Below are 20305 nucleotides of genomic sequence, written 5' to 3'. Positions count from 1 at the left end.
CCCGATCACGTGCCGGAGCGCAACGCACGTGACAGTCCCAACGCGGCGGTCCGTACCGCCGGAGCGAGCTGGGCGGGTCGGAAGCGGTTGCGGGGCACGGCGACCGACAGCGCCGCCACCGCCACCGCCCCGTCGAAGACGGGGGCCGCGATGCAGCTGACGCCCAGGGTGGCCTCTTCCTCCTCGTAGGCCAGGCCCGCGACCTGAGCCTGCTCGATGGCGGTACGCAGCCGCTCCGGATCGGTGACCGAGTGCGGCGTGAGGCTGGGGAGGGGTGCGTCCAGTACCTCCTCCGCCAGCTCCGCGCCGGAGAAGGCCAACAGTGCCTTGCCGACGCCGGTGCAGGTCAGGGGAAGCCGACCGCCGATCCGGGAGGGCAGTCGCAGGGCGCCATGACCGTGGATGCGCTCCACGTAGACCACGTCGTGGCCTTCGCGTACCCCCAGATGGACGGTCTCGTGCGTGGCCTCGAACAGGTCCTGCAGAAACGGCAGGGCCGCCTCGCGCAGATCCTGCCGGCGCGGCACGAGCGAGCCGAGTTCGAAGAGCTTGCCGCCGAGCCGGTAGCTCTCCGCATCGCGTTCGAGCAGACCGAGCCGGACCAGTTCGCCGCACAGCCGGAACGCCGTGGTCTTGGTCAGGCCTGTACGTCCAGAAAGTTCCGTGAGGCGGAACGATCCGCCATCCGGTCGGAAGCAATCCAGGACTGCCATTGCCTTGTCCAGCATGTTTCCCTGTGCGCTGTTCCGTGTCATGGAACATATTTTGCCGTTGCTCACGATGCGCGTCTATACCTGGCATGCGTCACAGCGATGGCCGGCACACCCGTACCGAGCCCCTCACCGGCTCCGCTCCCTCCCGGAGGTAACCCGCATGTCCATCCCACAGCCCCTTCGCACCGCTCCGGACGGGGGCGAAGCATGAACGCCCACGAGTCCGCCGGCCCGGTGGCCGAGGTGGCGGCCGTCCTGGACGAAGCCGCCCGCGCCGGCGTCCCGTGCCCCCCGGTGCGTCATCTGCTGCCCGAGGCGGACCTCGAGGCCGCCTATGCGGTCCAGCGCCTGAACGTCGAGCGGGGCATCGCCGCCGGCCGGCGGCTGGCAGGCCGGAAGGTCGGTCTGACCTCGCCCGCCGTGCAACGCCAGCTCGGTGTCGACCAGCCCGACTTCGGCGCCCTGTTCGCCGACATGGCGGTGCCCGAGGGGCAACTGATCGCCCCCGGCCGGCTGGTGCAGCCGAAGATCGAGGCGGAGGTCGCCCTGGTGCTCGGCGCGGACCTGCCGCACCGGGACCCGACCGTCGCCGACCTGCTGCGTGCCACGGCGTTCGCCCTGCCCGCGCTGGAGATCGTCGACAGCCGCATCGCCGACTGGGACATCAGCATCGTCGACACGGTCGCCGACAACGCCTCCTGCGGCCTGTTCGTCCTCGGTGGCACCCCCGTACCGCTGGACCGGGTCGATCTGCGCGACGTACGGATGACCCTGACCAGGAACGGCGAGACCGTGTCACGGGGCACCGGCGCCGACTGCCTGGGCAGCCCGCTCACCGCCGCCCTCTGGCTCGCCGCCACGCTCGTCGGCCTGGGCGAGCCGCTGCGGGCCGGCGACATCGTCCTGACCGGCGCGCTCGGCCCGATGGCCGTCGCCGTCGAAGGCGACGAGTTCACCGCCCACATCGAAGGACTCGGCACGGTCAGCACCGCGTTCGCCGCCTCCGCCACGGAAGGAACCGGAGCATGACCACGAAGGTCGCCGTCATCGGCTCGGGCAACATCGGCACCGACCTCATGATCAAAATTCTGCGGCTCTCCGACTCTTTGGAGATCGCCGCGATGGCCGGCATCGACCCTGACTCCGACGGCCTGGCACGCGCCCGACGGCTGAAGGTCGCGACCACTCACGAGGGTGTGGAAGGCCTGGTCGGGCTGGACGAGTTCGCGGACGTGTCCCTCGTCTTCGACGCCACATCGGCCGGGGCGCACAGGCGCCACGACGAGGTACTGCGCACACGGGGCCGCACGGTCGTCGACCTGACCCCCGCCGCGCTCGGCCCGTACGTGGTACCGCCGGTCAACGGCGACGCCCATCTGGACGCGCCCAACGTCAACATGGTCACCTGCGGCGGGCAGGCCACCATCCCCATGGTGTCCGCCGTCGCCGCCGTGACTCCGGTCCACTACGCGGAGATCGTCGCGGCCATCTCGTCCCGCTCGGCGGGCCCCGGCACGCGGGCCAACATCGACGAATTCACCGAGACCACCTCGTCGGCCATCGAGCAGGTCGGCGGCGCGGCCCGTGGCAAGGCCATCATCGTCCTCAACCCCGCCGAACCGCCCCTCATCATGCGGGACACCGTGCACTGCCTCGTCGGTGACTGTGACGACGCCGCCGTGACCGCCTCCGTGGCGGAGATGGCCGCACGCGTCCAGACGTACGTCCCCGGCTATCGCCTCAAGCAGAAGGTGCAGTTCGAACGCGTCGCCCCCGACGACCCACTGCGCTCCCTCCTGCCGGCCGCCTCCCGGTCCGGCCAGGCCGCCAAGGTGTCGGTGTTCCTCAAAGTGGAGGGCGCCGCCCACTACCTGCCCCCCTACGCCGGCAACCTCGACATCATGACCTCGGCCGCCCTGCGCACCGCCGAGCGCATGGCCGCCCACCGCACCACGAAGGTGGTCTCCCCATGACCGCGCCCCAGCCGAACACCCTGTACGTCCAGGACGTGACCCTCAGGGACGGCATGCACGCCGTCCGCCACCGCTACACCGTCGAACAGGCCCGCACCATCGCCGCCGCACTCGACGCCGCCGGAGTCGCCGCGATCGAGATCGCCCACGGCGACGGCCTGTCCGGCTCCAGCATCACCTACGGCGTCGGCGCCCACACGGACTGGGAGTGGATCGAGGCCGTCTGCGACGCCGTGACCCACGCGGTGCCCACCACCCTGCTCCTGCCCGGCATCGGCACCCTGCACGACCTGCGCCGGGCACACGCGCTCGGCATCCGCTCGGTGCGCGTCGCCACCCACTGCACCGAGGCCGACATCTCCGCCCAGCACATCGCCGCCGCCCGCGACCTGGGCATGGACGTGGCCGGCTTCCTGATGATGTCCCACATGGCCGACCCCACCGAACTGGCCCGGCAGGCCCGGTTGATGGAGTCCTACGGCGCGAAGTGCGTCTACGTCACCGACTCGGGCGGCCACCTCACCATGGACGGCGTACGCGACCGCGTCCGCGCCTACCGCGACGTCCTCGACCCGTCCACCGAACTGGGAATCCACGCCCACCACAACCTCGGGCTGGGCGTGGCGAACTCGGTCGTCGCCGTCGAGAACGGTGTCACCCGGGTCGACGCCTCCCTCGCCGGCCAGGGAGCCGGAGCGGGCAACTGCCCCCTGGAGGCGTTCGTCGCGGTCGCCGAGCTGATGGACTGGGAGCACGGCTGCGACCTGTTCCCCCTGATGGACGCCGCCGACGACGTCGTACGCCCCCTCCAGGACCGCGAGGTGCGGGTGGACCGCGAGACCCTCACCCTCGGCTACGCCGGCGTGTACTCCAGCTTCCTGCGCCATGCCGAGACGGCCGCCCGCCGCTACGGCATCGACGCCCGCGCGATCCTCATCGAGGTCGGTCGCCGCGGGCTGGTCGGTGGTCAGGAAGACATGATCACCGACATCGCCCTCGACCTCGCCGCGGCCCGCACCACCGCCTGACGCGGAGGGACCGCTCACGGTCCGTCGAGGCCGAGCCAGCAGCCAGCCCCCGTACTCCGGGGCTCGACCGCGGCCTGCCCGCCCGTTTCCGCCGTCTCGAAGCATGGCCGCCCCGTGTGGTCCGCGGTTACACTCCGGCCGTGACCAGCGCGAATGCGGGGCTCGACCGCCGGAGTCTGCTGAGGCTCGGCGTCGGCGGGCTCGCCGTCGTCCTGGCCGGGTGCGCGGTGGAGTCCGGTCGGGTGCGTCGGCTGCGGTTCGCCACGGGGCCGCAGGGCGGGCCGTACCACGCCTTCGGCCAGGCCTTGGCCGACGCCGTCACCGCGAGCGGCCACCGGCTGAGGGTCGTCCCTGTGGGCACCGCGGCGAGCGTGGACAATCTGCACCGGCTCGACCGGGGCTCGGTGGAGCTCGCGCTGGCGATGGCGGATGTCGCCGAGGACGCGGTGCACGGACGGGCCGAGTTCTCCCGACCGGTCCCGGTCAGGGCGCTGGCCCGGGTCTATGTGAACTACACCCACCTCGTGGTCCCCGCGCACGGACCGGTCCGAACGGTCCGGGCACTCGCCGGACGACCGGTCGCCGCGGGCGCGGCGGGGTCGGGGGTGCAGGTGCTGGCGCGGCGGTTGCTGAAGGTGGCCGGGCTGACCGGGGACAGCGCGGTGCGCGAGCGGCAGCTCGGCCTCGCCGAGTCGGTACGGGCCCTGCGCGCGGGCTCGGTCGACGCGCTGGTCTGGTCCGGAGGCGTACCGACGCCCGCACTGTCCGAGCTCGCGCGGACCGTCCCGTTGCGCTTCCTGCAGCTGGACGGCTTCGTGGGCCCGCTGCGCGAGCGCTACGGCCCGGTGTATGCGGCGGTCACGCTTCCCGCCGGGGTGTACGGACTGCGGGACCCGGTGGGCACCATCGGTGTCGGCAACTACTTGCTGGCCCGGGCCGATGTGCCCGAAGGCGTGGTGCGCGACCTGCTTCAGGTGGTCTTCGACCGATGGCGCGACCTGCTGCGGGACGTGACGGCAGGGGCGCGGCTGGAGCCCCGCTTCGCCCTCTCCACCGGAGGCGTGCCGCTCCACCCGGGCGCGGTCGCCTACTACCGCTCCGCCTACGGCTGACCGGTCACGAGACCGGGCAGCCGGAACACGACGGTCACTGCCTCGCCTCCCTCCCCGGCAGCGCCAGCTCCACCGCGAGACCGCGCGGTGTGTTGTGGCCGACGGAGAGCCGGCCGCCGCTGAGGCGGGCGATCTCGTCGGCGATGGCCAGCCCCAGGCCGCTGCCGGGCGTGTTCTGATGCTGGGCGCCACGGCCGAAACGCCGTAGCAGGGCCGGCAACTGGTCGTCCGGCACGCCGAGGCCGTCGTCGGCGACACGTACGACCACGCCGCCGTCCCGCGGCCCGGCGCGTACGTCGACGCGGCCGCCGGGCGGTACGAACTTGGCGGCGTTGTCCAGCAGCGCGTCCAAAATGCGGCCCACCGCGTCGGGCAGGACCTGCCCCCGCAGACCGTCGCCGACGTCGGCGGACAGCTCGATACCGGCCTTGCGGAAGACGGAGCCCCAGGCCGTCACCCGCTCACGCACTGCCGCCGACAGGTCCTGCTCGGTCAGTTCGGCGGTACCGGACTCCACCCGGGCCAGCGCGAGCAGTCCGTCGAGTAGTTCCCCCAGTCGCTCGGCCTCGTCGAGTGCGCGGGAGACCTCGGCCCGGCCGGGGCCGGGGCGGAGGTGCGGCTCGATGTTCTCCAGCTGCAGCACGAGGGTGGCCAGGGGGTTGCGCAGCTGGTGGGAGGCGTCGGCGACGAAGTCACGCTGGCGGTTGAGCGAGTCGGTGACCGCCTCCGCCATGCTGTTGAAGTGCTGTCGCAGGCGGCGCAGTTCGGGCGGTCCGGTGTCGTGGGCGGCGCGTGACCGGAGGCTGCCGGCGGCCAGTCCCTCCACGGCCCGGTCCAGGTCACGCACCGGCCGCATCAGCCACCGGCTGATGCCCACCGCGACCAGGGCCGCCATGGTGAACGCGGCGAGTGCGCCCGTGGCGATGAGCGTCGAGCGGACGGTCACATCGCGTCGCGCCGCGTCGGTGGGGGCGGCAAGCACCACCGCTCCGCTCACCCGCTCGTCCTGGCCGACCGGTTCGGCCAGCACCGCGGTGGACGGGCCCCAGGGCCAGATCGTCGGCAGCTGCGCCGTCGGGCGGCCGGTCAGCGCCCGGCTCCGGGCGTCCACCGCCCGATCGGCCGCGGCCGCCCGAGCGCCCGTCCCGGCCCGTGCCACCGGATGCCCTACCGCGTCCACGACCAGCACCCCGGCCCCGTACAGCTCGGCGTACCGGCCGATCTCGGCGGACAGCTCATCGCGGTCGGTCGGGGTGCGCACCCGGTCGGCGAGATCGGCGAACCGCACCGCATCGGCCCGCCGCTGGAGCAGCAGATGCTCGGTCCGGCTCCGCGCGAGGGTGCCGGCCAGGGGAACGGAGAGCAACAGCACCGCCGCTCCCATGAGCACGATCAGCACCGCCAGCAGCCTGCGCCTCATGGGCCGCCCTCCAGGCCCCCGTCACCCAGCTGGTATCCGAACCCACGAACCGTACGGATCAGGCCCGGCCGGCCCGTCTTGGCACGGACGCCCGCCACATGGACGTCCAGGGAGCGCGAGGCGGTCAGGAACACATCGCCCCAGATGCGGTCCAGGATCTCCTCCCGCGAGTGCACCTCGCCCGGCCGCGCGGCCAGGAACGCCAGCACGTCGTACTCCCGGCGGGTCAGCCGCACCTCCGCCCCCGCCACCGTGACGGTACGGGCCGCCGGGTCGATCTCGACGTCACCGGTGCGCACCCGGCCGCCGGTGTCCCTTCCGCCGGTGTCCCGCTCGCCGGAGGGTGTGTCCGTGCGGCGGCGTACGGCGTCGATGCGGGCCATCAGCTCGGCGGTCCGGAAGGGTTTGACCACGTAGTCGTCGGCGCCCGCACGCAGGCCCTGCACGATGTCGCGCTCGCCGCAGCGGGCGGTGACCACGATGAGCGGCGCGCGGCAGACGGCCCGTAGCCGCCGCAGCAGCTCCAGCCCGTCCAGGTCCGGCAGGCCCAGGTCGAGCAGCACGAACTCGGCCTCGTGCGCATGCTGTAGCGCGTCCGAGGCCCGGCCGACCCTGCGGACGGTGTGCCCGCGCTGAGCGAGAGCCGTGCCGAGGGCGTGGGCCATGCGGTCGTCGTCCTCGACCAGAAGTGCATGCATGCGGGCTTACCCCTGTCATACCCCTGTCACCTGGGACGGTGTGCCTTCTGGCATATCCCATCGGCTGCCTTCGCGGAAGAGGCGGACCTGTACGCCGGCTGCGGCCGCAGACCAGGGCCGAGCCCCGGCCTGCGGCCGCAGCCGCGGAAAAATCAGCCCCTGGCTCCCAGAGGAGCGCCCGGCGCCACGGCCGGTCCGGGCTCGGCCTCGGCACGGCTGAGCGCGGCATCGCGGGTGTCCGGCATCAGCACATACGTGACCAGGGAGACCAGCGCGCACCCGGACACGTACCAGAAGAACAGGGTCTCGTGGCCCGCGTCCTTGAACCACAGCGCCACGTACTCCGCCGTACCGCCGAAGAGCGCGTTGGCGATCCCGTAGGGCAGCGCCACTCCCAGGGCGCGCACCCCGGTGGGGAACAACTCCGCCTTCACGGCCGCGTTGATCGAGGTGTACCCGGTGACGATCACCAGGGCGAGCAGCGACAGTCCCAGCGCCGACCAGTACGACGACGCGGACCGCAGCGCGGTCATGATCGGGTAGGTGCCGACGGTACAGCCGACCGCAAAGGTGATCAGCAGCGGTCGTCGGCCGATCCGGTCCGACAGCGCACCTGCGAAAGGCTGCAGCACGGCGAAGATCGTCAGCGAGGTGAAGCTCACCAGTGTCGCGGTGGACTTCGCCATGCCCGCGCTGCCGATCAGGTACTTGGTCAGATAGGTGGTGTACGTGTAGTACGCCACCGTGCCGCCGAGGGTGAGCGCCATGACCAGTGCCGCCTGGCGGCGGTGCAGCCACAGCGCCTTCAGCGTGCCGCGGGTGTCGTCCGGCCGGCCGCCGGCTGCCGACACCTCGGTGAACGCCTCGGTCTCCTGCAGACGACGCCGCAGCCAGAAGACCACCACCGCGAAGAGCGCTCCCAGCACGAACGGGATCCGCCAGCCCCAGCTCGACAGCTCGTCCTTGCTGAGGGTGTGCTGGAGGGTGATGAGGATGCCCAGGCCCAGCAGCTGGCCGCAGGTCATCGACACGTACTGCATCGACGACCCCAGCCCCCGGCGGCCGCGGGCCGACGCCTCGGTCAGATAGGTGGCGCTCGCGGCGTACTCGCCGCCGATGCTCATCCCCTGCAACAGCCGCGCCAGCAACAGGACCAACGCTCCGAAGTAGCCGGCCTGCCCGTAGGTGGGTGCGACGGCGATGAGCAGGGCGGCCACCGACATCATGGCGACGGTGAGGGTGAGCGCGCTCTTGCGTCCGTGCCGGTCAGCGGCGCGTCCCAGGATCCAGCCGCCGACCGGACGCATCAGGAAGCCGACGGCGAAGATTCCCGCCGTGTTCATCAGCTGGGCGGTCGGGCTCTCACCGGGGAAGAACGAGTCGGCGAAGTAGATCGCAAAGGTGGCGTAGACGAACCAGTCGTACCACTCGACGAGATTGCCGAGTGACCCGCCGACCAGGGCGAGCCGTCGCTGCGCGCGCTCGCCGCCAGGCGGTGTTGGGCGCGCATGGGCAGAGGGTGACATGGCGGCTCCTGACGAGAAGACCCCTGGTGAGAGGGGTGATGACGTGCCCAGAGCATGCGCGCGCCGCAATGCCGGAACAAGGCCGGACCGCCAGATCTAACATCCCGCTAAGAAAGGGAACGGGGGCCGGGGCGGATCCATAATGGAAGGAAGCAGCCCGGCGAGCGCGTCCACTTCCAGCAATGCACGCCGGGCGTGTGCCGCACCCCCAGGGTGGATCTCATGGCCCCCCAATTCTCCGAATCGGCAACTCGGGAAGTCGCCGGACAGCCGCAGCCGCAGCCGCAGTGGAGCCAAGCCGTGGCGTCCGCACTGCGCTCCTTGGACGCCCGCCTGGGGGCCGCGACGTGTACCGCCTATCTGCTGACCTCGGACGCCCGGTCGCTGGTCGCGGCAATGACCGTGAGCACGCCCTTGAGCTTCACCATCCTGCCGTCGATGGCGGCGGACGATCTCTCGCTCGCCTCCGCCAGAGCCCACCAGTCGGGTGCGTTGGCGTTCATTGACAGTACGGAGGTACGGCGTTCCGCCCGTCAAGTGCCTGCGCTTCTCCTGCACATCCCGTTCGCCACGGTCCTGGCGTCCGCGCCGGTGCGGACGCCACGGCGCCGGTTCGGGGCTGTGACGTTGCGCTGGACGCCGGCGCGGAAGATCTCCGCAGCGAGTCTGGAGTACATGCAGGCGGTCGCGGACGAGCTGGCGTCCGACCTCGAGAGGCTGGTCGAGCAAGGGGCGACCTTGGAGCCCCCTCTCGTCCCGTGGTTCGTCGCCCGGTCCCCTGGCACCGCACCTCACCGGCCGACCACGGCCGTCCCGGAAGCCGCCGCCCAGGACCAGCGGGAAGAACCGGCCGAGGGCTTGCTGGCGAGCAACACCTACTCCTACCAACTGCACAGGCTCGCCTTCGACCTCACTGCGGCAGGGCGCGTCCGGGACATCGTCGCGGCGGCGCAGGCCCATGTGCGGCCCTTGGGTGCACGTGGACTCATGCTGTCCCTCGCCGAGAAGGGCCGTCTGCACGTCGTGGGCGCCGCGGGCTTCTCGCGGGAGGCGGTCCATCAGATCGAAGGAACGCTGCTGTCCGAGCACACCCCTGAGACCGACACCATCGCCCAGGCCGAGGCCAAACTCTTCGCCACGGTAGGTGAGTTCCGCAAGGCGTATCCCGACGCAGGCCACCCCCCTGACTTCCAGGGCCGGGCCTACCTTCCCCTGGTCTCCGCCGCAGGGGCGGTGGGCTGTTGCACCCTCGACCTCGACACCCCCGGCAGCACCCTGACCTCCGAGGAACTGGCCGTACTGGTCATCATGCTGGAGCAGGTGGGGCTGTCCCTGGAGCGTGCCCGTTCCTACGAGATCGAGCACGCCCTCACACAGAGCCTGCAACGCACCCTGCTGCCCCGGAGCCTGCCACACCTGCCCGAGGTGGTCGCCACGTCCCGCTATCTGCCCGCGAACGAGGGCGCGGAGGTGGGTGGCGACTGGTACGACATCCTCCGGTTGCCCGGAGGCGGCATCGGGCTCGTCATCGGGGACGTGCAGGGCCACAGCCTGGAAGCGGCGGGCACCATGGGCCAGCTGCGCAGCGCGACACGGGCCTACGCCGCCGAGGGGCACGAACCGGCCAGGGTGCTGGAGCGGAGCAACCATCTGCTTGCGGGGTTGGACACCGACCTGTACGCCACGTGCTGCTGCCTGTGGTTGGATCTGGCGCTCGGAAGCGCCAGCCTCGCCACCGCCGGCCACCCGGGGCCGCTGATCAGTGACGCCCAGGGCCGGACCGTCCAGGCGCAGCCACCCATGGGACCGCCGTTGGGCGTTGACCCGCATGCCGTGTACCAGCAGAGTGAGACCCTCCTGTCGCCGGGGTCGGTGGTGGCCTTGTTCACCGATGGTCTGCTGGACACCCGTCGGTTGGGGGTGGATGCCGCCGTCGGGCGGCTGGCCCGTGTGGTGGCCGACAACTGCACAGAGGACGTCGAGGTGCTGGCGGATCGTTTGACGCAGCACTGCACACCGCGGCCACAGCAGGGCGATGACGTCGCCCTGCTGGTGATGCGCTACGAAGGGGCTCAGCCCGGTGGTCAGCGCCGGGTAGCACGCACCTCGGTCCAGCGGCACGATCTGCGCGGTGTGGCGCACGTACGCCATTTCCTGCGGGAGTTGCTGGGCCAGTGGGACCTGATGCCCATGCTGGACGATCTGGAGCTGCTGGTGTCCGAGGTCGTCACCAACGCCCTCATCCATGCGCACAGCGACGTGGATCTACGGCTGCGGGAGTACCCGGACCGGCTCCGTGTCGAAGTACGGGACAGCGATCCGCATCCACCTGTGCCGACCGAGATCCTCACCGCCGGTGAGTCCGACAACAAGGAGGCCGAGTCCGGGCGCGGACTGCTGATCGTCGATGCCCTCGCGGCCGACTGGGGCAGTTCCCCCGCCGGGCGCGGCAAGACGACCTGGTTCGAACTCACCACGAGCCCCTGAGCCCCTGGAACGCCGCGCCCTTCGGGGGCGTGCGCTAGAGGGTTGAGGGGTGCCCGACGGGCGCGGCTCCGGCGGGTCATGGAACGCCGGGACCGCGCCCACAGGTCTCCTTCGTTCCGCAGGGGGCTGGGGTTACCTTCGGGCTGCGGTGGCGGAGGGGAGTTCGGCGAAGCGGTCGCGGTACGCGCTCGCGAAGCGGCCAAGGTGGCAGACGCCCCACCGGTAGGCGATGGTGCCGATGGGGTCGGTGGAGGCGAGGATGTCCGCACGGATCCGGTCGAGCCGCAGGTTGCGGACGTAGGACAGGGGAGAGTGGCCGAGCCGGTTGCGGAACGCCGAGCTGAGGGTGCGCGGGCTGCACTGGGCGGCCCCAGCGATGTCACTGAGGCTGATGTGCTCGGTGAGGTTCGCCTCGATGAACGCGAGGGCTGCCCGCACAGCACGCGGGTGGCCGGGTGGAGGACCGTCGCGCAGCTCGGCCGTGTGCGAGTGCGGCTGGGCCAGGAGCAGGGCGGTGACGAGGGACCGCAGCTGGCTGCGCTGCACGTCCGAGCGCTGGAAGAGGGGGTCTCCCGAATCCAGCTGTTCGAGGAGCGAACGGACCAGTAGCCGCACCGCCCGGCCCTTGGACGTGGTCAGGTCCAGGGCGAAGTCAAAGCGTATGGGGGACAGCGGCGGGTGCCCGGTCAACGTACTGAACTCCTGGTCGACCAGGGCGGCGTCGATGCGCAGCCCCAGGAACCGCGTCCTACGGGCACGCACGGGCCGAAGTTCCTGGCAGTCTCCGGGGTTGACGACTCCCGCCGTCGACTTGTCCAAGGTCGCCCGCAGGCTGCCGCGCGCTGCCGAGATCGCGCCGGAGACACCGATGTTGACGAAGTAGGACCTGCGGCCCTCGGCCGAGGCGACGCGCACATCGAGCGGCGAGGCGAAGTAGCCCACCGCGAAGTCGTGGGCGGCGACGCCGCGCAGTTCGTGATCACCGCTGCACAGGCCGTCCAGCGGCGAGGTGGCGATAGCGCCGCCGAAGAGCAGGGTGGCGGCGTTCAGCAGGTCGACGGGGTTCCGGGATTTGCTGATGAGGTAGGTGCGCAGTGGCTCCGGCACGGCGTTCGCCTCCCTTGGTGCGTCCGCCGCGGTGCTGTGGAGCGTCCGTGGCGGGCGGCCCGAGTCTGGCGTCAGTGTCTCAGCCGTGGTGGTCTGGCAACGTCCTTCAGCTTCAGCGGGTTCTTTGGTGAGTTGTTCTGCGGGCGTGCTCACATCGGTGGGGCGACCAACAGCCCCGGGTCCACGTCGTTGTGGGACTTGGCGGCGATGAACTCGTCCATCTCGTTGGCCGTGCCCCACTGATCCGCGTTGGCGGGGTCGCGCAGGTCGTAGGTGTGGGGGTGCCAGGTGTCCTCGTCCAGGATTTCCAACGCGGTGGTGTACTCGACGGTGTTGCCGGCCCGGTCGAGGAAGTAGCTGAAGGAGTTGTCACCGGCACGGTGCCGCCCCGGCCCCCACAGCTGCTCGATGCCCATGCGCCGCATCCGGCCGGTGCCGCGCATGAACTCGTCGATTCCGCGCATCTCGAAGGAGGCGTGGTGGAAGGCCGCGTGCGGCCCGCGCACGATGCCGAAGCTGTGGTGGAAGGTGTTGCAGCGCAGAAACCACATGACCTCGCCGCGGCCGCCGAGGCACATGGTGTCCGAGAGACGGAACCCCAGGTGCCTGATGTACCAGGCAACCGTGGCCTCGGGGGTGGGAGAGTTCATCAGGACGTGGGAGAGGCGCACGGGGATCGGCTCGCGGGCCTCGATCCTGCGGTACCCGCGCGCGGCGACGTCGGCGGAGACCTCCACCACGCGGCCCTCGTTGTCGAAGAAGCGGACGGCGTAGCCGCCCCCGGGCGTGTCCAGCGGCTTCGGTTCGTGGACCAGCCGCACGCCCTGCGCGAGCAGCTGGGCGGCCAGGGTGTCGACATCGCCCGCGGCGGCGGCGCCGAAGGCGATCAGGTCGGTGCGCTTGTGGGCGTCCTCGCGCAGTCGCACCACGTACTGCTCCGGGGAGCCTTCGGCTGCCAGGAACGAGACACCGGTGTCACCGGCGGTCTCCGTCAGCCCCCACAGCTCGGTGTAGAACTGACGCTGCTCGGCGAGGTTCGGCATGGCGACATCGATGTGCCGCAGGTGGGTGATCAGACTGCCGTTGTTGCTCATGGTGAACTCCCTTGAGATGCGCTGGTCAGCTCGGTCGTTCGGTAGAGGTCGGTGCCGAGGCGTTCTGCAGGTCGGCTCAGGGCCACCATCCGGTCTGCGTCCAGGTGCTCCTGCTCGTGCAGCCAGGCGAAAGCCCTCACGGGTCTTTCCCCGTCGACGCGCGACGGGCCGGCCGCCGGAACTCCCTCGTCCCGTTGGCCACTTCGCGCCGGATGGTCACGCGGGCTCGGCCATGAGCCGGTGGCCGGCATTCATCAGCGGATACGCTTCGCGGTAGCGCTGCGCGCGTTCCAGGCCGGCGATCGCCACCGAGGTCTCCACGAGCGTTCGGCACCGCTGCCTGCGCCGTCTCACGAACGCCTCCAGCCCCGCCCCGACCGACCTGTGCCGCCCGAGCTCTTCGGCCAGCACGAGCCCGTCCTCGATGGCCAGAGCCGCGCCGCTGGCCATCTGCGGTGCGGGCGCGTGCGCGGCGTCACCGATGACGACGCCGTTGCCCCGGTTCCAGACGCCCTCCAGGAACGCAGTCAGCACCGGGCGGCGCACCACCGACTCCGACACGGACACCAGAGGGCGGATCTCCTCCACCCGACCCGGGAAGGCTTCCAGTATCTGCTGCAGGCGCGGGACGAGTTCGGCCTCGGGCAGGACGCCCTGCTCCACTCCGTTCTCCGTCAAGAACACGTACGCCTGGCTGGCCGAGAGGGGCACGAGGCCGGCCGTGTCGGCCTTCCCGGCAAACTGGTGGATCCCGGTGGCCCACTGCGGGCGGGGCACCAGAGCCCGCCAGACCATCTGCCCGTGATAGTCGAGCGAGGTCTCAAGGCCCAGCAGGCTCCGCGTCGATGAGCGGATCCCGTCCGCGCCCACCAACAGCGCGACCTGCCGGACCGTCCCGTCCGACAACTGCACGTGGACCAGCTCCCCCTCCTGGTCCACCGCCGTGACGGTGAGTCCCTGTCGTATGACTACGCCGCGCTGCTCGGCTTCCGCGTGCAGGATGCGGTGCAGCACGGGGCGCGCTATGCCGGCCATCGCCGGTCGCCGCGCACCGATCAGGCTCGGCAGCCGGGCCTGACCCGCGGGTTCGCCGTCCACGTCCATGTGCGTGATCACGCTCATGCCGTAGCCCTCGCGCAGACAGTCGTCCGCGAGCCCCAGCTCGGCCAGCGCGCGCAGCGCCGGACCGGTCAGGCACAACCCCCAGCCGGAAGTCGCCCTTGACGGGTTGACCTCAGCGATCTCAACCTGCCATCCCGCGCGTGCCAGGGCAGTTGCCGCTGTCAGACCAGCGACCCCCGCGCCCACGATCATGGCCGTACGCACACCGGGACAGCTGTTCATGTATGCCTCCAGAGCACCTGATTTCTTCGAAACCGTAAGCTCCGTCGGCGCTCCGCCTTATCCGAATCAGGCGGCGACCATCCGCTGCGCGCAATCGACTACCTGATCGGCGGCAATTTCTCCCTCCTCGGCGGCATTGCCGGGTTCTTCGCGCTGATGTTCTTCTGTGCCGCACTCGGACTGCTCTGAGGTGCCCCTCACGAGTTGAGTGCGCCATTCATGGGCGCGGTGCGGACCACCACCTCGGCCCGACTCGGGGGCTTCCCTCGTTAGAGTCCGGTGATGAACTCATCAGTCGATGGACCGGGCCCCGTGCCTCCCGACACGACAGGCCCCGGGGCTCCTGACGCCTCGGGCCGGCCGGGACCAGGTGACGGATCGGGTGCCGACACTGTCGCCTTCGACTGGCACTCCGTCGACTGGCACTCCGTCATCTACCGGGACTTCGATGTCGAACTCGACGAGCCGGGCAGCCGCAGCGGTGCGGCGCTGGAAGCGCTGAACGCGGAGCTGGGAACGGCCCCCGATGCCCAGGACTTCTTCCTCGCCGGCCACTGGGCGGAGCAGTTGTCACTGGCCGTCAGCGCGGGGCTGCCCGCACTCCTCGGGCAGCTGTCCCACCCGGACCCCGCGGTGCGTCGCATCCTTGCCGTGGTGTTGGCCTACACGGACGCCCTCCCCGACGACATCGTCCCCGCGCTCCGCGTGCACAGCGAGCACGACCCCGACGCGCCGGTCAGGCTCGGGCTGCTGCTGGCGCTCGGGCGGTACGTGGATACCCCGCAGGTGCGCGACTATCTGCGCCACCGCCTGGCGGGGGAACCGGCCGGGGCGTTTGGGGCAGCGCTGGGCCTGCTCCTGCCGCCGATCCTGGAAACCGATGACGCGGTGATCGGCGAAGCGGTCGAGGCGCTCGCCCGGTGCGCCGATGAGGCCGGGGCTGCGCTGGCGGAGCTGGCATGGTGCGACCCGGAATGGAGCGGTCCGGCGCCGCGCGGTCCCGTGGACGCGCTCGACAACTGGCTCCACCCCACCCCCGAGCTGCGCTCCCGCTGGCTGACCCGCATGCTCCCCGGCCTGTGGGACGGCCGGCTCGACGCCGCCACGGCCCCCGTACTCGTCGAGGCCGCTGACCGGCTGTTCGCCAAGGACCGCGAGGGGTGTGCGGGTCATGCATCGGCGGTCACGGGTCTGCTCGGCCATCCCGATCCCGCAGTACGACGCGCTGCCGTCCAGACATTTCACCTGCACCTTCACGACGGCTACCGCGATGCCTTGGCCGCGATTCTGTGTGCCCCCGTCCCCGACCCCGCCGTGTTCGAGAAGGCGCTGGCGATTCTCACGGCGAAGGGCGACCCCCGGTGCCTGCCGCTGCTACAGCGACGGATCCGTCAGGGCACCCTCCCCACGGGGCTGTTGCGGTCGGGCAAGGGCCTGGCCGACCAGGTGTGGCCGCACCTCCAGAAGCGGCTCGCCGAGGACATCCCGTCCGCCGAGGTCTGCTCGCTGCTGACCGAAACCCATGGATGGCGCGGCGGCGGTCAGGCCGTCCCTCAGGTCATCGGCACGCTGGAGCGGCTGTGCCGACGCATCGACGCCACCGACCGCCCCGACGACGACGATCTGGAGGCGGCGCACCAGTCCTGCGCGTTCCTGCGCCGGTACGGGCTGTCCGACGAGCCGGCGAGGTCGGCCCTGCGGCGGGTCGCCGCCGGAACGGACCCGGAGCTCCGGCTGTCCGGCATCGGGGCGCTCAGCGGAGTCGGCGTATCAGCGGACGACGAAGTGGTGCCCCTGCTGCTGGACGTCCTCGCGCGGCGGGGCCACACCCTTCGTACCGGGAGCCGCCGTGGCCTGCGTTTCGAAGTCAACGCCTGTAATCAACTAAGTCAGTTGGGCCCGCGGGCGCAGCTCGCCGCCGCTGCCCTCCGCGGTCTGCGTGACGGCGCGGCGGAGCCGGCCGAAGCGCGGGTGGCCGCGGCCTACGCGCTGTGGCGGATCACCGGTGACGCGGACGGTGCGTGGCGCGCACTGATCGAACAGATCCCGCACGATCCGCAGGGGGCGCTGAACCACCTGGGCTACATGGGCATCGCCGCTCACCCGGCGCTGCCCGTACTCCGCGACCATGCCAGGTCCGATGACGAAGTGGGCGCCCGCGCCCGGAACACCATCGGCATCATCGAGGCCGGATTGGCCAAGAGATAGGGGCACAGCGGCACGCCCGGGTAGGGGAGTTCGCTGAAAGAGCGCGTTGGTGTGGCGAGGTCGTTTGGTTCGAGGTTCAGGTGTCGCGCCAGTTCGGGGTGGATTCGCGGGCGACGGCCTGGACGCCCACCTGGCCGCGGGGGAGGAAGCCGCCACCTCATCTGCCACCGCCGCCTCAGCAAAGCAAACGGCAGACGGACAGGGCCGGCTCCGCGGACACCTAGCCCCCTGCGCGACCCGATGCGGTGCGTTGGACGATGACGGTGGGGACCGCCCGTTGGCGGACGTGGCTGCGGCTGGGTTACTTGACGTCGACTCGTCCTACCCGGTCGGGACCGGTCGTCAGCGCCTCGCACGTGGTCTGCCACATGGGGGCGCCGGGGTGGAGCTGGGTGTGGAGGTAGGCCGCGGTGAGCCGGGCGAGGGCGGCGACTCGTTCGGGGTTCTCGTCGGTGGTCTCGGCGGCGTCGTATCCGGCGATCCCGCCGAGTCCGTGCTCCGCGTCGAACAGGGTGAGCAGGGTCTTGGGGCCGGGGGCGAGGGTGTAGGGGTCGGCGTGCCAGTCCGGTCCCATGTCCGTGAAGTGCCGAGAGTCGTCCTTGTCGCCGGCGACGATCAGCGCGGGTGCGGTCATGGTGGAGAAGTCGACGGCCCCGAGGATGGGCCACTGCTCGGCCATGGGCCCGTTGAGGACGTCGCCGCCCCTGCCGGGCGCGGCGAGCAGTACGCCGGCCTTGATCCGGGGCTCGGCGAGGTGCACCACGTTCCCGGTGTCGGGGTCGGTGAGCCCGGCGCCCAGCAGGAGGGCGGCGGTGAAGCCGCCGAGCGAGTGCCCGGCGAGGGCGACCTTGGCGTGGTCGATCCGTCCGGCGAGCTGCGGCACGGCGTTCTCGATCACGTCGAGCCGGTCGAGGATGTGTGTCATGTCCTCGGCTCGGGAGCGCCAGAAGGCAGGTGCGCCGGAGGCGTCAGCGACCAGGTGGCTCAGTGTCCTGGAGGTGAGGTGGGTGGGCTGGACGACGACGAATCCGTGTGCCGCCCAGAAGTTGGCGAGCGGCGCGTAGCCGTTGAGCGAGGAGAGGTTGTTCGAGGGACCGTGGCCGTGGGAGAGGAGGATGACGGGGAGGCCGGTTCCGGTCGCGGGGGCGGAGACGCGCACCTGGAGGTCCACGGGACGTCCGGGCACGGAGAGGACTACGGGGCTGAAGGACAGGACCGGGGAGGGCGTGCCCAGGGCGTCGGCGCTGGTGGCGGTGGAGGTGCTCACGTGGTGGGTTCCCTTCGGTGGCGTCTGCCGGCCGCCCGGTCTCCTGCGGCCGGGCGGGCGGATGGGGCGGTCAGGAGCGACCCGTTTCGGCTAAGCTGAAACGGAACGCTGCTCCATTTAATATCTGGAGCGGTGCTCCGTTTTGTCAAGTGGTGTCGAAGGAGAACGTGATGGCCACCGAGGACCCCGCAGGGAAGTCGCCGCCCCGCAGTAAGCGGTCCGACGCCCAGCGCAACCGGCAGACGGTACTCACCGCCGCCGCCGACGTCTTCGTCACCTCCGGCGTCGATGCGCCGATCCGCCAGATCGCGGCCCGGGCAGGCGTCGGGATGGCCACGATCTACCGCCACTTCCCGACCCGGGCGGATCTGGTCACCGCCGTCTACCGCCACCAGATCGAGGCATGCGCCGAAGCCGGCCCCCGTCTGCTGGCGAGTGCCGACTCCCCGCTCGACGCCCTGCGCCAATGGATCGACCTCTTCGTCGACTTCCTGGTCACCAAGCACGGACTCGCCGACGCCCTGCAGTCAGACAGCGACCGCTTCGCCGCGCTGCACGCCTACTTCCTCGACCATCTGCTGCCCGTCTGCGCCCAACTGCTCGACGCCGCGGTCGAGGCCGACGAAATCAGGCCCGGCACGCAGCCTTACGAGCTGATGCGCGGCATCGGTAACCTCTGCATCGGGCGCGACAACGACCCCCGGTACGACCCCCGACGCCTGATCGCCCTCCTCCTCCAGGGGCTCCAGCAATCTCAGGCATGCTGATGCCGACGAGCGACATCGCGACCTGGCCCCTCTCAAGGGCGAGTCGTCGGTGAGCAGCCCGCTCTTCTCCCCGGGGAAGAGCGGATCGCCGGGCTGGGGGCCGTCCTCCTCGATTCGATCAGATCGCGAAGGATCGCGAAGGATCGCGACGAGGGCGGGATGCGCAAGGACCGGCCAGGTATCACCGACGGCACAAGCCCCCGTGAACCCCGACGGAAAACCCAGGACATTTCCCACCCCATATGCCACTTCAGAGGCTTGAGTGTGGAACCTCTTCGCGGTGCGAGTCCTCCTAAAAGAGGCGAAGAGGTACGCATGTACGCATGTCTGCATGCGCACACGCGCACACCATGCGTCATGCACGGCCTGAACGTGACGAACGTCAACCTGTGCCGCCCAGGCGGCACTTGGGATACGAAAGGTCTGCTGAATGAAGATTCGCCGCGCCCTGACGGCCGCCGCAGCGGCTGCCGTGTTAGCGCCCGCCGCCGTACTGACCGCGCCCGCCGCCGCGTTCGCAACGGAGCCGGTGTCCGAGACCGGTCCCCGCACGCACGCCTCTGCCGACTCTCCCGGTGCCGCAACACCGGCGGACCGGGCAGCGGATTCCGCAACGAGCGGCGGCGGAACGGGTCACCCGGACGAGTCGCGGCGCCCGGGCGAAGCCGCTGCCGGTGGCTCGGCGTCCCAGGACCGCGACGGGGCCACCCGTCACGCCCCGGGGAAGCCGCCGAAAGCCGCCGGGACCGCCGAAGGGACCCACAAGGGGACCACCGGCGCGGGTGGTGCCACCGGTGGAGGCAAGAACGCCGGTGACTCCGACGGTGCGGGTCAGCCCTGCGCGTTCGAGTCCGACCAGTTGCAGGCGGCCGTCCACGGGCTGCCGCGCCAGCTGGCCGCGGGCGGCGCCTGGACTCCCTTCTCCATGACGCTCACCAACACCACCGGCAAGCCCCTGGAGAAGGTCCAGCCCTCCCTGCTCGTGTCCTCCGCCGAAGACGTCGACCGGCCGTACTGGGAGCTGGAGACCGAGTACCGCGACGCCAAGACGGGGAAGTGGAAGACCTTCCATGACGCCCTGCCCGAGGACCTGTTCGGCTTCTTCGCCATCGGTCCGCACAGCAGCATCACGCTCCAACTGCGCACCCACGCGGTCAAGGACGCCAAGCCCGGCGCCGGGTACGCGCTCGCCGCCGGCGACTACCGCAACGGCGACGGTTCCTGTGGTTCGGCCAAGGAAGCCTGGTACGACTTCACCATCCTCCCCGCGGGCGCGAAGCCGACGCAGCCCCCGACCAACAAGCCGGGTGAGCCGGGTGGCACGGCCGAGCCCGGCCAGAGCGCCGTGTCCGGCGGCGGTACGGGTGGCTCCGGTTCCACCGGTGGCCTCAGCCCGCAGGGCGGCGGCCAGCTCGCCACGACCGGCTCCACGTCCGCGCTCCCGGCGATCGCTCTCGCCGGCGGAGCCGCGATGGTGGTCGGCGCGGGTGCGGTCATCGGCGTACGCCGCCGGACGGGCGTGGCTGGTCCGGGCGCCACGGACGTCACCGCGTAAGCCCCA

The 20305-nt window shown here is 71.1% G+C and carries 17 protein-coding genes; 8 read left to right on the top strand and 9 right to left on the bottom strand.

From position 1 onward, the window contains the following. Positions 1-5: 5 nt before the first annotated feature. Positions 6-728, bottom strand: a complete 723-nt coding sequence (locus AB0G84_RS24985) for an IclR family transcriptional regulator (RefSeq protein WP_361325016.1) — start codon at positions 726-728, stop codon at positions 6-8. Between the two features lie 192 nt (positions 729-920). Between AB0G84_RS24985 and mhpD the strand changes: the two genes are divergently transcribed. From mhpD to AB0G84_RS24965, 4 genes are all read left to right on the top strand, one after another. Continuing rightward, on the top strand, positions 921-1742 hold the full coding sequence (gene mhpD / locus AB0G84_RS24980; protein WP_361324821.1) for a 2-keto-4-pentenoate hydratase: 822 nt from the start codon (positions 921-923) through the stop codon (positions 1740-1742). Next, a complete protein-coding gene (locus AB0G84_RS24975; RefSeq protein ID WP_361324818.1) occupies positions 1739-2686 on the top strand; it encodes an acetaldehyde dehydrogenase (acetylating) in 948 nt (315 codons plus the stop codon). Before mhpD ends, AB0G84_RS24975 begins: the two co-directional genes overlap by 4 nt. Continuing rightward, positions 2683-3714: a 4-hydroxy-2-oxovalerate aldolase gene (gene dmpG / locus AB0G84_RS24970; RefSeq protein ID WP_361324815.1), complete on the top strand. Its 1032-nt coding sequence runs from the start codon at positions 2683-2685 to the stop codon at positions 3712-3714. The genes AB0G84_RS24975 and dmpG overlap by 4 nt, the downstream gene beginning before the upstream one ends. Positions 3715-3854: 140 nt before the next feature. Beyond that, positions 3855-4826 (top strand): TAXI family TRAP transporter solute-binding subunit, encoded by a 972-nt coding sequence (locus tag AB0G84_RS24965; RefSeq protein ID WP_361324813.1) that lies wholly within the window; start codon positions 3855-3857, stop codon positions 4824-4826. 34 nt (positions 4827-4860) lie between these two features. Here the strand turns inward: AB0G84_RS24965 and AB0G84_RS24960 are convergent, their stop codons facing one another. The 3 genes from AB0G84_RS24960 to AB0G84_RS24950 all read right to left on the bottom strand — a co-directional run bounded on the left by AB0G84_RS24960 (position 4861) and on the right by AB0G84_RS24950 (position 8470). Beyond that, complete coding sequence (locus tag AB0G84_RS24960) at positions 4861-6246, bottom strand: HAMP domain-containing sensor histidine kinase (RefSeq protein WP_361324811.1); 1386 nt, start codon at positions 6244-6246, stop codon at positions 4861-4863. Next, positions 6243-6944, bottom strand: coding sequence for a response regulator transcription factor (locus AB0G84_RS24955; RefSeq protein ID WP_361324809.1), 702 nt, complete (start codon positions 6942-6944; stop codon positions 6243-6245). The genes AB0G84_RS24960 and AB0G84_RS24955 overlap by 4 nt, the downstream gene beginning before the upstream one ends. Positions 6945-7096: 152 nt before the next feature. Further along, complete coding sequence (locus tag AB0G84_RS24950; protein WP_361324806.1) at positions 7097-8470, bottom strand: MFS transporter; 1374 nt, start codon at positions 8468-8470, stop codon at positions 7097-7099. Between the two features lie 300 nt (positions 8471-8770). Between AB0G84_RS24950 and AB0G84_RS24945 the strand changes: the two genes are divergently transcribed. Then, positions 8771-10957 (top strand): SpoIIE family protein phosphatase, encoded by a 2187-nt coding sequence (locus AB0G84_RS24945; RefSeq protein ID WP_361324803.1) that lies wholly within the window; start codon positions 8771-8773, stop codon positions 10955-10957. A 132-nt stretch (positions 10958-11089) separates the two neighbouring features. Here AB0G84_RS24945 and AB0G84_RS24940 read toward each other — a convergent pair whose 3' ends face one another. The 4 genes from AB0G84_RS24940 to AB0G84_RS24925 form a co-directional block, all read right to left on the bottom strand. Further along, positions 11090-12064 (bottom strand): AraC family transcriptional regulator, encoded by a 975-nt coding sequence (locus tag AB0G84_RS24940; RefSeq protein WP_361324800.1) that lies wholly within the window; start codon positions 12062-12064, stop codon positions 11090-11092. 149 nt (positions 12065-12213) lie between these two features. Next, the gene (locus AB0G84_RS24935) at positions 12214-13158 is read right to left on the bottom strand and encodes a VOC family protein (RefSeq protein ID WP_361324797.1); all 945 of its coding nucleotides are present in this window, start codon (positions 13156-13158) and stop codon (positions 12214-12216) included. Then, positions 13155-13298, bottom strand: coding sequence for a hypothetical protein (locus AB0G84_RS24930; RefSeq protein WP_361324794.1), 144 nt, complete (start codon positions 13296-13298; stop codon positions 13155-13157). The genes AB0G84_RS24935 and AB0G84_RS24930 overlap by 4 nt, the downstream gene beginning before the upstream one ends. Before the next feature lie 76 nt (positions 13299-13374). Next, positions 13375-14502 carry an FAD-dependent monooxygenase gene (locus AB0G84_RS24925; protein WP_361324791.1) on the bottom strand — a complete coding sequence of 376 codons (1128 nt, stop codon included), beginning with the start codon at positions 14500-14502 and terminating at the stop codon, positions 13375-13377. Positions 14503-14784: 282 nt separating this feature from the next. Here AB0G84_RS24925 and AB0G84_RS24920 point away from each other — a divergent pair, with 282 nt between their 5' ends. Then, on the top strand, positions 14785-16710 hold the full coding sequence (locus AB0G84_RS24920) for a HEAT repeat domain-containing protein (RefSeq protein ID WP_361324788.1): 1926 nt from the start codon (positions 14785-14787) through the stop codon (positions 16708-16710). Positions 16711-17011: 301 nt separating this feature from the next. On the opposite strand, the gene AB0G84_RS24915 is transcribed toward AB0G84_RS24920, so the two are convergent. Then, complete coding sequence (locus AB0G84_RS24915) at positions 17012-17977, bottom strand: chlorophyllase (RefSeq protein ID WP_361324785.1); 966 nt, start codon at positions 17975-17977, stop codon at positions 17012-17014. 170 nt (positions 17978-18147) lie between these two features. Between AB0G84_RS24915 and AB0G84_RS24910 the strand changes: the two genes are divergently transcribed. Beyond that, complete coding sequence (locus AB0G84_RS24910; RefSeq protein ID WP_361324782.1) at positions 18148-18744, top strand: TetR/AcrR family transcriptional regulator; 597 nt, start codon at positions 18148-18150, stop codon at positions 18742-18744. 430 nt (positions 18745-19174) lie between these two features. Next, the gene (locus AB0G84_RS24905) at positions 19175-20299 is read left to right on the top strand and encodes a hypothetical protein (protein WP_361324779.1); all 1125 of its coding nucleotides are present in this window, start codon (positions 19175-19177) and stop codon (positions 20297-20299) included. Positions 20300-20305: the final 6 nt, after the last annotated feature.

The organism is Streptomyces sp. NPDC020742 (genome assembly GCF_040641675.1).
Classification (GTDB): domain Bacteria; phylum Actinomycetota; class Actinomycetes; order Streptomycetales; family Streptomycetaceae; genus Streptomyces.
The sequence above is the reverse complement of the archived record's forward strand: the minus strand, read 5'-3'. Positions and strand labels throughout refer to the sequence as shown.